Below are 12,546 nucleotides of genomic sequence, written 5' to 3' on the forward strand. Positions count from 1 at the left end.
CGGGGTGCCGCCCTTCGGCGTACGTGTCAGAGGTCCGCGCCGGCCTCAGTACGCGCTGTTGACGTTGTCCATCGAGCCGTACTTGTCGGCCGCGTAGTTGGCGGCGGCCGTGATGTTGGCGACCGGGTCGTAGATGTTCCACGAGGTGCCGGGGACGTGGTACGCGTTGAAGGTCGGCTGGATGACCTGCAGCAGGCCCTTCGAGGGGATCCCGTTGATGGCGTTGATGTCCCAGCCGTTGATGGCCATCGGGTTGCCCGAGGACTCGCGCATGATGTTGCGGTGCAGCCCGTTGTACGAACCCGGGATGCCCCTGCGCTTCATGATGTCGAGCGACTGGCGGATCCAGCCGTCGAGGTTGTTGGCGTACGTCTTCGTGGCGGCCGTCTTCAGGGCCACCGTCTTCAGGGCCACCGTCTTCAGGGCCACCGTCTTCATGGCGACCGTCTCGATCGCGGGGCGCTGCACGGAGCGGCTCGCGGCCTGCACCTTGCGCACGTTCTCGGCGGCCTTCTTGGCGGCGGCCGCGTCGGCGGCCTTCTTGGCGGCGTCGTCGGCCGCCTTCTTCTTCGCCTCGATGGCCTGGGTCTTCAGGCTCGCGCCGGCCAGCTGGTCGGTGAGGCGGGCCTGCACGTTCTTGATCGGCTGCTGGCTGAAGACGACGGGGGCCGCGGAGACGGCGGCGTCGTTCGTGGTGGTCTGCGTGTGGCTCGGCGCCAGCGAGAACGCGAGGGTCGCGGCACCGAGCGTGGCGACGCCGGCGATCGAGAGCTTGCGGACCTGGGTCAGCTTCGGACTATGGCCAGGAGTGCGGGTGTTCTTGGTCATGGCTGATGGACCTCTTCGAATAGCGCGGAGGTCGCTCCCGGTCCGGTGGGGGACAGAGTGTTTCCGGATCTGGCGCCGTGGGGTGAAACCCGCGGTGCTGAGCGACGGAGGCCATTCTTAGCGGCCGCAAAATACCGTGGCAAAGGTGTGACGTACGACGGAAGGTAGTAGGCCCAGTAAGGGCAAATCGGGGCAGACTGTCACGTCTGCCCCGCTCACTATGCCCGCCTTGATCTCCTATGCGCCTTCGTAAGTGATGTGCGCCCTATGTGCGGGCTCACACCGGCCCTATGGAATTGTCACCGGCAGTTGCTGGAGCAACGCTCAGCGTGAGGCCCCTCCTCCGGGAGGATCAGGTGCACGTCCCCGAACTCGTGCCAGAGGTAGAGCCCGCTCAGCGCCTCGCCGTAGCTGCGCTCGACCGCCGCCCGTCCCGCGATCGCCTCCAGCATCAGCAGATGCGAGGCCTCCGGCTCGTGCAGCCCGGTCAGCAGCCCGTCCACCACCCGCACGCCCCGCTCCGGGGTCACCACGAGGTCCGTCCAGCCCTTCCGGGCCCGGACCGCCCCGCCGGCGTCGACAGCCGACTCCACTGCGCGTACGGCCGTCGTACCGACTGCGAGGATCCGCCCCTCTCCCGCCCTCGCGGCGTTGATCAGCCGGGCCGACGCCTCCGGCACCTCGTACCGCTCCGGATACGGCGGCTCGTGGGCCTCCGCCGACGCGACACCGGTGTGCAGCGTGATCGGCGCGAACTGCACGCCCCGGCTCACCAGCTCCGCCACCAGGCGCGCGGTGAAGGGCCGCGCCGCGCTCGGCATCTCCGCACTCGCGCCGCCGTCGGCCGACGGCAGCGCGAACACCGTCTGGTAGACGGACAGCGGCTGGTCCCTCTGTGTATAGGAGTAGCGAATGGGGCGCCCGTGGCGCCGCAGCAGCCCGAGCACGTCCGGATCCGACACCCGCCCCCACCACAGCCGCGAACCGTACGGCGTCAGCGGCTCCTCCAGTACGAGGCGTACGTCCCCGGCAAGGCGCACCTCCGTCCCCGCGGGTCCGCCCGCGCGCGCACGTGTGGTGCCCCTCCCATCGGGATCCCGCAGTTCGACGGCCCACCGTCCGTCATCTCCCCGCGTGGAGAAATGCACCACCACGCGCGCGTGCCCGATCCGCCCGTCCACGGCGGCCGCCAGCGTGGGGGAGGTGTTGACGATCAGCAGATCCCCCGCCCGCAGCCGCCGCGGCAGCTCCACGAACGCGTGGTGCGACACCTCGGTACCGCACGACACGAGCAGCCGCACGGAGTCCCGGTCCCGCCCGGGCCCGCGCTGCTCGGCCGGCACCCGCGCCGACCGCTCCTCCGGAACCCGCACGGTCGTCGTCATCGCACCTCCAGCAGCGCCGGAGCGCCGTAGCGGCCGCTGGCAGGGCGTTCGTCCAGCAGCCGCAGAAAGGCCGGAACCACGCTGTCCGGCGTCGGCCGCGGGTCGTCGTCCTCCGGTACGGCCGCCGCGTACAGGTCCGTGCCCATGTCCCCCGGGTCCACGGCCCACACCCGCAGCCCTGGCTCCTCCACGCCGAGCACGGCCGCCAGATGGTCCAGAGCGGCCTTGGACGCCCCGTACCCGCCCCACGTCTCGTACGCCTCCGCGGCCGCGTCCGAACTGACGGCGACGACCGCACCGGCCTCCGCGGCCCGCAGCAGCGGCAGCGCCTCCTGGACCAGGCCCAGCGCCGCGACCACGTTGACCTCCAGGGCGTGGCGCAGCCCGTCCAGGGTCAGGTCCTCCAGACGCACCAGCGGCTCGGCGCCCAGCGCGCTCGCGTTGTGCACCAGCAGGTCCACGCCGCCGAACCCACGGGCCGCCGCCACCAGCCCGGCACGGTGCCCCGCGTCCCCGACATCCCCGGGCAGCGCCTCCACCCGGGTCCCGTACGCGGACAGCGCCTCCGCCGTCTCCTTCAGCACTCCCGCGGTCCTGGCGTCGAGCACCAGATCCCAGCCGCGCTCCGCCAGGGCCGCGGCGAGCGCCCGACCCAGCCCTTTCGAAGCACCCGTGATGATCGCTACCGGCATGACGTCCGTCCCCTCGTCCCAGCACCGCCGCTCCCGGCGGGTGCCTTCAACGTAGGAACCGGGCCGCCCCCGCCGCCTCGTGCGCGGGCCCCAATGACCCGGGGCCCTTCGCCCTAGGCCCACCGGCCCAGGCGACCGCCACCACAGGTCGGATACGCGCTGTCACACCCCGCCGGTACGTTGGGGACATGAGCCAAGGCCCCCGGTCCGGTCTGTACGCGGTGAGCACCGCGCTGCTGGCCATGAGCAGGCACCTCGAGGTGCGCGACGTCCTCAAGACGATCGTCGCCTCGGCCCGTGAGCTGCTCGACGCGCAGTACGCGGCGCTCGGTGTGCCCGACGACCACGGAGGCTTCGCCCAGTTCGTGGTCGACGGCGTCAGCGACGCCCAGTGGAAGGCCATCGGCCCGCTTCCGCGCCAGCACGGCATCCTCGCCGCGATGCTGCACGAGGCCCGCCCCGAGCGCCTCGCGGACGTGCGCAAGGACCCCCGCTTCGAGGGCTGGCCCACCGCCCACCCCGACATGTCCGACTTCCTGGGCCTGCCCATCCGCGACGGCGACGAGGTCATCGGCGCCCTGTTCCTGGCGAACAAGAACAGGACGAAAGAGAACGAGAAGGACTGCTCGGCACCGGACGGAGGGTGCGGCTTCACCGAGGACGACCAGGAACTCCTCACGATCCTCGCCCAGCACGCGGCGATCGCCCTGACCAACGCCCGTCTCTACGAGCGCAGCCGCGAGCTCACCATCGCCGAGGAGCGCTCCCGGCTCGCCCACGAGCTCCACGACGCCGTCAGCCAGAAGCTCTTCTCCCTGCGCCTGACCGCGCAGGCAGCCGTCGCCCTCGTGGACCGCGACCCCGCACGCGCCAAGGGCGAGCTGCACCAGGTGGCCATGCTCGCCGCGGAGGCCACCGAGGAGCTGCGCGCCGCCGTCATCGAGCTGCGCCCCGCCGCCCTCGACGAGGACGGCCTGGTCGCCACCCTGCGCACCCAGATACAGGTCCTCGACCGCGCCCACTCAGCGCGCGTGACCTTCGCGAGCCACGGGGTGCGGGCGCTGCCCGCCGCCCAGGAGGAGGCCGTGCTGCGCGTCGCCCAGGAGGCCCTGCACAACGCACTGCGGCATTCTGGAGCCGGCCGCGTCGACGTCACCCTGGAGAAGCGCGGCCCCGGCACCGTCCTGCGCGTCAGTGACGACGGCAGCGGCTTCGAACCCACGGCGACCCGCGCCGCGGGACGCCACCTGGGCCTGGTCTCCATGCGCGACCGGTCCAGCGGCGTCGGCGGCACCCTCAGCGTGGAATCGGCGCCCGGGAAGGGCACCACGATCGAGATGGAGGTCCCTGGTGGCTGAGACAATCAAGGTGCTGCTCGTCGACGACCACCAAGTGGTCCGCCGGGGCCTGCGCACCTTTCTTGAAGTGCAGGACGACATCGAGGTCGTGGGCGAGGCGTCCGACGGCGCCGAAGGGGTCGCCCGCGCCGAGGAGCTGAAGCCCGACGTCGTCCTCATGGACGTCAAGATGCCGGGCATGGACGGCATCGACGCGCTGCGCAAGCTCCGTGAACTCGCCAACCCCGCGCGCGTGCTGATCGTCACCAGCTTCACCGAACAGCGCACGGTCGTCCCGGCCCTGCGCGCGGGCGCCGCCGGCTATGTCTACAAGGACGTGGACCCGGACGCCCTCGCCGGAGCCATCCGCTCCGTGCACGCCGGGCACATCCTGCTCCAGCCCGAGGTGGCGGGCGTCCTGCTGTCCCAGGAGGAGGTCAACTCGGGCCAGGGGAGAGGCGGCTCGCTCACCGAACGGGAGCGCGAAGTGCTCGGCCTGATCGCGGACGGCCGCTCCAACCGCGAAATCGCACGCGCGCTCGTTCTCTCCGAGAAGACCGTCAAGACGCATGTCTCGAACATCCTGATGAAGCTCGATCTCGCCGACCGCACACAGGCCGCGCTCTGGGCCGTACGCCATGGGGCAGCGGGCTGATCGCCCGCCCGGCGGCGGCAACTCGGAGGGTTCCGCTCCGGGCTGAGATTCATACCGTCGTGTGTATGTCACCCGGATGGCGCATCCTCCGGAGATCTCGGCCGTTCTCCAGTGCGTGCCGCGGCGACTGCCGCGGTGATCGCTAGGGAGGGCTCAGAAGTGAAGAACCTGAAGAAGGCCACGGCTGTCGCGATGGTGGCCGGCGGGCTGGTCGCCGCCGGTGCCGGTATGGCGTCCGCGACGGACGGCTCGTGGGCGGGCGGCAATGCCGCGGGCTCCCCGGGCGTCGTCTCGGGCAACGTCATCCAGGCCCCGATCCACATCCCCGTGAACGCGGTCGGCAACAGCGTGAACGTCATCGGCGTCCTGAACCCGGCCTTCGGCAACCTGGGCCTCAACCACTGACGCCCACGCCCCCACCACCCCCACCGGCCTCCCAGGCTCCCCTGGGAGGCCGTTCGGTCCGTTCAGGCCGACGGGGGCCGGGGCGCAGCCCCGACCCCAGGGGCGCGGGGAACTGCGCGCCAAGCCCCACCCACCCGCAGCCGACAATCCCACCCGGGGGTCTGGGGGCGGAGCCCCAGGTCGAGGATGATGCGAGTCCCCCTGCTCGAGCGAAGCCGAGAGCTTGGGGGAGGGCAGGGGCGGCGGAGGCGCAAACAGACCTCAGCGAACCCCCCGCTCCCGCTCCTCCACGAACGCGTTGTACGCCGCCACTTGTGCCCGCCGAGCCGTCCGCTCGACCGGCCGCAACGCCAACGCCCGCGCCGAAATCTCCGACGCACTCACCGCCCCGCCATGACCGTTCTCGTACGCGACGGAGATGAGCAACCCCACCCGCTGGGCCAGCTCCAGCACCCGCACCGCACGCGGCGGATACCCGGGCGCCAACACCTCCCGCCCCCGCTCGGCCCGCGCCCGGTACGCGTCGACCGCCGCCTCGGCGACCGGCCCCGACCCCGCCACGTCGAGCCGCGACAGCACCTCCGTCGCCTCACGCAGCGCCTCCGCGAGCTCCCGCTCGGCCTCGCCGAGCGAAGGCACATCCGCGGGCGGCGCCTCCCGCACGGGGAGGCAGTGCCACACCACCTCGACATGGACATCACCGTCGGGCCCGGCCTCGTACACCTCGGGAACGAGCCCGAGCGCCGCCCCGTGGCAGACCACCGCCTCCTCCGCGTCGAGGGCGCGCGCATTGAAGTCCGGTGGCCCGCTCAGCCCGAGGGGATGCCCCGGCGCGGGCAGCGCGACCCGCAGTCCGGTCACCCCGAGCGCGCGAAGCCGGCCGAGGGCGAGCGTGAGCCCGACGGGGCCGGACTCACCCGGCAGCCCCTCGACCCGGTGCACCGCGTCCTCACCGACGATGGCGAGCACCGCGTCATCCGGCGAAACAAGTCCGGCCAAAAGGGCGTTTCCCCATGCGGCCAGACGTCCTGAGCGTGGTTCCGAGAGCATGCCTCCACCCTAAGGACCGACCGATGGATGGGAGCGACCGACCGGTGGCGTAGGTTTTCCCTGGGGGCTGCGTCCACAGACGTAAGCGACGGCCGAGACTGCAATGGGAGACAACGCGCTCATGAGCGATGTACTGGAGCTGGAGGACGTGTCCGTGGTCCGAGAGGGCCGGGCTCTGGTGGACCAGGTCTCCTGGTCGGTCAAGGAGGGGGAGCGCTGGGTCATCCTCGGCCCGAACGGCGCCGGAAAGACGACCCTCCTGAATCTCGCCTCCAGCTATCTCTTCCCCAGCCAGGGCACCGCCACCATCCTCGGCGAGACCCTCGGCAAGGTCGACGTCTTCGAGCTGCGCCCGCGCATCGGCGTGGCCGGTATCGCCATGGCCGAGAAGCTCCCCAAGCGCCAGACCGTCCTGCAGACCGTGCTGACGGCCGCGTACGGCATGACCGCGGGCTGGCACGAGGACTACGAGGACATCGACGAGCAGCGCGCCCGCGCGTTCCTCGACCGCCTCGGCATGAGCGACTTCCTGGACCGCCGGTTCGGCACGCTCTCCGAGGGCGAGCGCAAGCGCACCCTGATCGCCCGCGCCCTGATGACCGACCCCGAGCTGCTCCTGCTCGACGAGCCCGCCGCGGGCCTCGACCTCGGCGGCCGCGAGGACCTCGTCCGCCGCCTCGGCCGTCTCGCCCGCGACCCGATCGCCCCCTCCATGATCATGGTCACGCACCATGTCGAGGAGATCGCCCCCGGCTTCACCCACGTCCTGATGATCCGTCAGGGCAAGGTGCTCGCCGCCGGCCCGCTCGAGCTCGAACTCACCTCGCGCAACCTCTCCCTCTGCTTCGGACTCCCGCTCATCGTCGAACAGGTCGGCGAGCGTTGGACCGCGCAGGGCCTGCCGATGTCCTGACCGACCGGAAACACGCGTACGAAGTGCTTCGTACGAGGCGTCCGGCACGAAACACCCGGTACGAGCCCCTTCTCAACCGATCTGCGCCCTGTCCGCGCCCGGCCCGCGGACCTACCATGACCACGTGAACGACATCAACGCATGGGTGTGGTGGCTCGTCGGCGCGGCCGCGCTGGGCATCCCGCTCGTGGTGACCGCGATGCCGGAGTTCGGCATGCTCGCCCTCGGCGCCGCTGCGGCGGCGGTGACAGCGGGCCTCGGCGGCGATGTCGTCCTTCAGGTACTCGTCTTCGCCGTCGTCTCGTTCGCGCTCATCGGCGTCGTACGCCCCATCGCGGCCCGGCACCGCGCCCAGCGCCCCCAACTCGCCACCGGCGTGGAGGCGTTGAAGGGCAAACAGGCCATCGTCCTGGAACGGGTGGACGGTTCGGGCGGCGGCCGGATCAAACTCGGCGGAGAGATCTGGTCGGCGCGCGCTCTCGACGCCGGACAGGTCTACGAAGTGGGCCAGGAGGTGGACGTCGTGGACATCGAAGGAGCCACGGCGATTGTGATGTGACCTCGTGCGACGCAAGTGAACCGAACGCCCCACGTGGCAGACGACGGTCTGTCAGACTCGTCGAGCAAGATCTTCAACAACCATAAGATCTTTCGGACATACCGAGGCGGAGAAGGGTACGGGGAGCATCGATGGCACCAATCATCATCGTCCTGATCATTCTGGTGGTGTTGGTATTCATCGCCCTGATCAAGACCATCCAGGTCATCCCACAGGCCAGCGCGGCCATCGTGGAGCGCTTCGGCCGCTACACACGGACCCTGAACGCGGGCCTGAACATCGTGGTTCCGTTCATCGACTCGATCCGCAACCGCATCGACCTGCGTGAACAGGTCGTGCCGTTCCCGCCGCAGCCGGTGATCACCCAGGACAACCTGGTGGTCAACATCGACACGGTCATCTACTACCAGGTCACCGACGCGCGCGCCGCCACCTACGAAGTCGCCAGCTACATCCAGGCGATCGAGCAGCTCACCGTCACCACCCTGCGCAACATCATCGGTGGCATGGACCTGGAGCGGACCCTGACCTCCCGCGAGGAGATCAACGCGGCCCTGCGCGGCGTCCTCGACGAGGCCACCGGCAAGTGGGGCATCCGCGTCAACCGCGTCGAGCTCAAGGCGATCGAACCGCCCACCTCCATCCAGGACTCGATGGAGAAGCAGATGCGCGCCGACCGGGACAAGCGCGCCGCGATCCTCACCGCCGAAGGTATCCGCCAGTCGCAGATCCTCACCGCCGAAGGTGAGAAGCAGTCCGCGATCCTGCGCGCCGAAGGTGAAGCGAAGGCCGCCGCCCTGCGCGCCGAGGGCGAGGCCCAGGCCATCCGCACGGTCTTCGAGTCCATCCACGCCGGCGACGCCGACCAGAAGCTCCTCGCCTACCAGTACCTCCAGATGCTCCCCAAGATCGCCGAGGGCGACGCCAACAAGCTCTGGATCGTGCCCAGCGAGATCGGCGACGCCCTCAAGGGCCTGAGCGGCGCCATGGGCAACTTCGGCCCCATGGGCGGCGGTTCGGGCAACGCGGGCACCGAGCGCCGCGAGAAGCCGTCCGTCACCGACTGACGCTGTCCCGCGCCCCGTCAGGGGCGCGGGGAACTGCGCGGCCGGCCACGGAGGACCCGCAGCCGAACGACCGGCGGGTTCCCGGGTTCTCCCAGCGGAGCGGCTACGCCGCGGGTTGGGCCAGCCACTCCGGGAGGGCGTCGAGGTCGTCACGGCCCAGCGCCAGCAGCATCGCGTCCGCGGGCGTCGGCTCGAACGGCTGCCGCAGCAGCGGCATACCCGCCTGCTCCGGAGTCCGGGCCGCCTTGCGGTGGTTGTCCTCCGCGCAGGACGCGACCGTATTCAGCCAGGAGTCCCGACCGCCCTGCGCGCGCGGCACCACGTGGTCGACCGTCGTCGCCCGCCTTCCGCAGTACGCGCACCTGTGCTGGTCGCGTACCAGCACACCGCGCCTCGACCACGGCGCTTGTCTTCGGAAAGGCACCCTCACATACCTGCACAGCCTGATGACTCGGGGCACGGGTATGTCCAGCGCGGCGCCGCGCATACGGAGTTCGGGGTGGGCCTGCTCGACGACAGCCTTGTCCTGCAGCACCAGAACGACGGCTCGGTTCAACGTCACCGTCGACAGCGGCTCAAAGCTCGCGTTCAGAACCAGCGTGTCCCGCATCCAGCCCACCTCCCGTGCGCACCGGCCCACCCCCTGGCGGGCTTGGATCAACTCTGGCCGGGCACGCCGAGATGGACAACGCAATAAAAATGCCCGCCCCTGATCACTTCCAAGACCAGAGGCGGGCAAACGTTCAGTGAACGTGAGTCTTCACCGCTTTACGCGGGAGACGCGTACTCACCCATCAGCTGGGCGCGCGCCAGCGTGTGGAACCGCAGATTGAATCCCACGACGGCCGGCGACACCTCCGCGTCGGGACCGAGCTTCTCCTGATCCACGGCGTACACCGTGAACACATACCGGTGCGCGGGATCCCCGGCCGGCGGCGCGGCGCCACCGAAGTCCCTGGACCCGTAGTCGTTGCGCACCTGGACGGCACCCTCCGGCAGCCCCTCGAACTTGCCGCTGCCCGCACCCGTCGGCAGTTCCGTCACCGAAGCGGGAATGTCGAACACCACCCAGTGCCAGAACCCGCTCCCCGTCGGGGCGTCCGGGTCGAAGCAGGTCACGGCGAAGCTCTTGGTCTCCGGCGGGAACCCCTCCCAGCTCAGCTGCGGCGAGGTGTTCCCAGCCGCGTAGACCTGAGCGTCCTTCAGCACCCCGCCCGGCTCGACGTCCTCACTGACGACCGTGAAGGTCGGAACGGGCGGATGGAAGTCATGGGGAAGCGGCGGCCTCTTGAGCTCGGTCACGTCAGAACCTCCTGAACGGCGGAATCTCTCGACCCGAGCCTAGAACCAGCTGCGCTTGCTGCCGACCTCGGACAGCCACTGGTTCAGGTACGCCGCCCAGTCCGTGCCCTGGTAGTCGTGCAGCCCCACGCGGAAGGAGCGGTACGAGTCGCTGCCCTCACTGAAGAGACCCGGCTTCTTGTCCATCTCCAGGATGACGTCCATCTCGTGGTCGTCCGCGACGAAGCTCAGCTCGACCTGGTTCAGCCCGCGGTACTGCGACGGCGGGAAGAACTCGATCTCCTGGTAGAACGGCAGCTTCTGCCGGGTGCCCCGGATGTGACCGCGCTCCATGTCCGCGTTCTTGAAGCGGAAGCCCAGCTGGATGAAGGCGTTCAGGATCGCCTGCTGCGCCGGCAGCGGGTGCACGTTGATCGGGTCCAGGTCACCGGAGTCCACGGCACGCGCGATCTCCAGCTCGGTGGTCACACCGATGTGCATGCCCCGAAGCGCCTGCCCGTCGATCGTGGTGATCGGCGTCTCCCACGGGATCTCGAGCCCGAAGGGAACGGCGTGAACGGCACCGGCCTGCAGCTCGAAGGCCCCACCGAGCCGCAGCTTGGTGAACTTGATGTCCTGCTTGTACTCCTGGTCGTCGTGGCCCTCGACCTCGACCTTGGCCTGGAGCCCGACCGACAGCCCCTCGATGGCCTGGTTCACGGACCCGCCCTGGATCCGCACCTCACCCTGCACGACACCGCCCGGAACGACGTTGACCTCGGTCAGCACCGTCTCGACCGAAGCCCCACCGGCTCCCAGGCTCGCAAGCAGCCGCTTGAACCCCATGTTTCTTCCTCCCCAGGCAACGCCTGTGCTCCGTCGTACATCCGTCTGGATCCTTGATCCCTACAAACGCGATCCGGCCGCGGCCGGTTCCGCGCCCTCACCCTTACAAGGAGGACGCTCCCTGACCACCCGTAGACGCGCACGGACGCGCACTCGTGCCGACCCGTACGCACAGTCCCTCACCCGGCCGCTTCCGTCCGGGCCACTGGACTACGCTCGTACGCCATGATCGCGGCCCCTGACCGTACGCCCATCACCCGGGACTTCTTCGACCGCCCCGTACTGGAGGTCGCCCCCGACCTGCTGGGGCGCGTCCTCGTCCGCACGACACCGGACGGTCCGATCGAGCTCCGTCTCACGGAGGTGGAGGCGTACGACGGCCCGAACGATCCCGGCTCCCATGCCTATCGCGGCCGCACGGCCCGCAATGGCGTGATGTTCGGTCCGCCCGGGCATGTATACGTCTACTTCACCTACGGCATGTGGTTCTGCATGAACCTGGTGTGTGGTCCGGAGGGCAACCCGAGCGGGGTCCTCCTTCGTGCCGGAGAGATCATCGAGGGCGCCGGACTCGCTCGCAAACGTCGACTCTCAGCCCGAAATGACAAGGAACTGGCCAAGGGGCCCGCGCGCCTGGCCACGGCACTCGGCGTGGACAGGGCCCTCGACGGCGCCGACGCCTGTGCCCCCGAGGGCTCTCCACTGACCCTCCTGACGGGCACCCCCGTCCACTCCGACCAGGTACGCAACGGTCCGCGTACCGGAGTGGCCGGCGACGGTGGCGTTCACCCCTGGCGCTTCTGGGTCGCCGACGACCCCACCGTGAGCCCTTATCGGGCCCATACGCCACGCCGTCGCTCAACTTGACTCGCCCCTGGGGGGTCCGTAATGTAGCCCGAGCCGCTTGACCCGGGTACGGCGTTCAGCCTGCAGCCGGAAGTGGCCAACCCACTACCTACGACTTCCCCTCAGCGGGGGTCAATTCGGCGTGCCTGCATGCCCGAATTGCAGCCCGCGGAACTCGATTATGAGTTGCCGAGGGAATCGGCTAGCGTAGTGAATGTCGAAAGGCCGCGATGCGAAAGCACTCAAAGCCGGAAGACGGAATCCCTCTCCGACAGGGAATTGGACACGAAAGAGTCTGATACAGTCGGAACCGCCGGAAAGGGAAACGCGAGAGCGAGAACCTGGAAAGCACCGAGGAAATCGGATCGGGAAACGGTCTGATAGAGTCGGAAACGCAAGAACAAAGCAAGACAGCAAGACCGAAGGGAAGCGCCCGGAGGAAAGCCCGAGAGGGTGAGTACAAAGGAAGCGTCCGTTCCTTGAGAACTCAACAGCGTGCCAAAAATCAACGCCAGATATGTTGATACCCCGTCTCCGGCCGATCGGCTGGGGCGAGGTTCCTTTGAAAAAGTCCTGCCGGGCACTGTTCCGGTAGGCGCACAGCGAGGACGCTGTGAACCGAGGGGATTATTCCTCTCCTTGGTTCCGCTCTCGTGGTGTCGTCCCGATTACGGGAAAACAT

14 protein-coding genes are annotated in these 12,546 nt (G+C 69.4%); 7 read left to right on the top strand and 7 right to left on the bottom strand.

From position 1 onward, the window contains the following. Positions 1-45 precede the first annotated feature (45 nt). The 3 genes from ABZ656_RS09975 to ABZ656_RS09985 form a co-directional block, all read right to left on the bottom strand. Positions 46-828 (bottom strand): transglycosylase SLT domain-containing protein, encoded by a 783-nt coding sequence (locus ABZ656_RS09975; protein WP_360266303.1) that lies wholly within the window; start codon positions 826-828, stop codon positions 46-48. A gap of 299 nt (positions 829-1,127) precedes the next feature. Beyond that, the gene (locus ABZ656_RS09980) at positions 1,128-2,213 is read right to left on the bottom strand and encodes an S-adenosylmethionine:tRNA ribosyltransferase-isomerase (protein ID WP_101405942.1); all 1,086 of its coding nucleotides are present in this window, start codon (positions 2,211-2,213) and stop codon (positions 1,128-1,130) included. Continuing rightward, positions 2,210-2,905: an SDR family NAD(P)-dependent oxidoreductase gene (locus tag ABZ656_RS09985; protein ID WP_101405943.1), complete on the bottom strand. Its 696-nt coding sequence runs from the start codon at positions 2,903-2,905 to the stop codon at positions 2,210-2,212. Before ABZ656_RS09985 ends, ABZ656_RS09980 begins: the two co-directional genes overlap by 4 nt. Before the next feature lie 188 nt (positions 2,906-3,093). Between ABZ656_RS09985 and ABZ656_RS09990 the strand changes: the two genes are divergently transcribed. The 3 genes from ABZ656_RS09990 (at position 3,094) to ABZ656_RS10000 (ending at position 5,302) form a co-directional block, all read left to right on the top strand. Continuing rightward, positions 3,094-4,263, top strand: coding sequence for a GAF domain-containing sensor histidine kinase (locus ABZ656_RS09990; protein ID WP_360266307.1), 1,170 nt, complete (start codon positions 3,094-3,096; stop codon positions 4,261-4,263). Next, complete coding sequence (locus ABZ656_RS09995) at positions 4,256-4,897, top strand: response regulator transcription factor (RefSeq protein WP_101405945.1); 642 nt, start codon at positions 4,256-4,258, stop codon at positions 4,895-4,897. Before ABZ656_RS09990 ends, ABZ656_RS09995 begins: the two co-directional genes overlap by 8 nt. A 159-nt stretch (positions 4,898-5,056) precedes the next feature. Continuing rightward, a complete protein-coding gene (locus tag ABZ656_RS10000; RefSeq protein ID WP_054232214.1) occupies positions 5,057-5,302 on the top strand; it encodes a chaplin in 246 nt (81 codons plus the stop codon). 261 nt (positions 5,303-5,563) lie between these two features. Here the strand turns inward: ABZ656_RS10000 and ABZ656_RS10005 are convergent, their stop codons facing one another. Then, positions 5,564-6,352, bottom strand: a complete 789-nt coding sequence (locus tag ABZ656_RS10005; RefSeq protein WP_101405946.1) for a hypothetical protein — start codon at positions 6,350-6,352, stop codon at positions 5,564-5,566. Between the two features lie 121 nt (positions 6,353-6,473). Here ABZ656_RS10005 and ABZ656_RS10010 point away from each other — a divergent pair, with 121 nt between their 5' ends. The 3 genes from ABZ656_RS10010 (at position 6,474) to ABZ656_RS10020 (ending at position 8,891) form a co-directional block, all read left to right on the top strand. Next, positions 6,474-7,265: an ABC transporter ATP-binding protein gene (locus tag ABZ656_RS10010; RefSeq protein WP_351316880.1), complete on the top strand. Its 792-nt coding sequence runs from the start codon at positions 6,474-6,476 to the stop codon at positions 7,263-7,265. Positions 7,266-7,389: 124 nt separating this feature from the next. Then, entirely contained in the window at positions 7,390-7,824 is a 435-nt protein-coding gene (locus ABZ656_RS10015; RefSeq protein WP_101405947.1) for an NfeD family protein, read from the top strand. Between the two features lie 131 nt (positions 7,825-7,955). Beyond that, the gene (locus ABZ656_RS10020) at positions 7,956-8,891 is read left to right on the top strand and encodes an SPFH domain-containing protein (protein ID WP_054230569.1); all 936 of its coding nucleotides are present in this window, start codon (positions 7,956-7,958) and stop codon (positions 8,889-8,891) included. Between the two features lie 103 nt (positions 8,892-8,994). On the opposite strand, the gene ABZ656_RS10025 is transcribed toward ABZ656_RS10020, so the two are convergent. From ABZ656_RS10025 to ABZ656_RS10035, 3 genes are all read right to left on the bottom strand, one after another. After that, positions 8,995-9,501, bottom strand: a complete 507-nt coding sequence (locus ABZ656_RS10025; protein ID WP_101405948.1) for an HNH endonuclease — start codon at positions 9,499-9,501, stop codon at positions 8,995-8,997. A gap of 158 nt (positions 9,502-9,659) precedes the next feature. Beyond that, positions 9,660-10,193, bottom strand: coding sequence for a YbhB/YbcL family Raf kinase inhibitor-like protein (locus ABZ656_RS10030; protein WP_360266314.1), 534 nt, complete (start codon positions 10,191-10,193; stop codon positions 9,660-9,662). A gap of 39 nt (positions 10,194-10,232) precedes the next feature. Continuing rightward, positions 10,233-11,018, bottom strand: coding sequence for a sporulation protein (locus ABZ656_RS10035; protein WP_101405950.1), 786 nt, complete (start codon positions 11,016-11,018; stop codon positions 10,233-10,235). A 225-nt stretch (positions 11,019-11,243) separates the two neighbouring features. Between ABZ656_RS10035 and ABZ656_RS10040 the strand changes: the two genes are divergently transcribed. After that, a complete protein-coding gene (locus ABZ656_RS10040) occupies positions 11,244-11,885 on the top strand; it encodes a DNA-3-methyladenine glycosylase (RefSeq protein WP_101405951.1) in 642 nt (213 codons plus the stop codon). Positions 11,886-12,546: the final 661 nt, after the last annotated feature.

The sequence above is a fragment of the Streptomyces sp. NPDC007095 genome (assembly GCF_040634475.1).
In the GTDB taxonomy this organism is placed as follows: Bacteria; Actinomycetota; Actinomycetes; order Streptomycetales; family Streptomycetaceae; genus Streptomyces.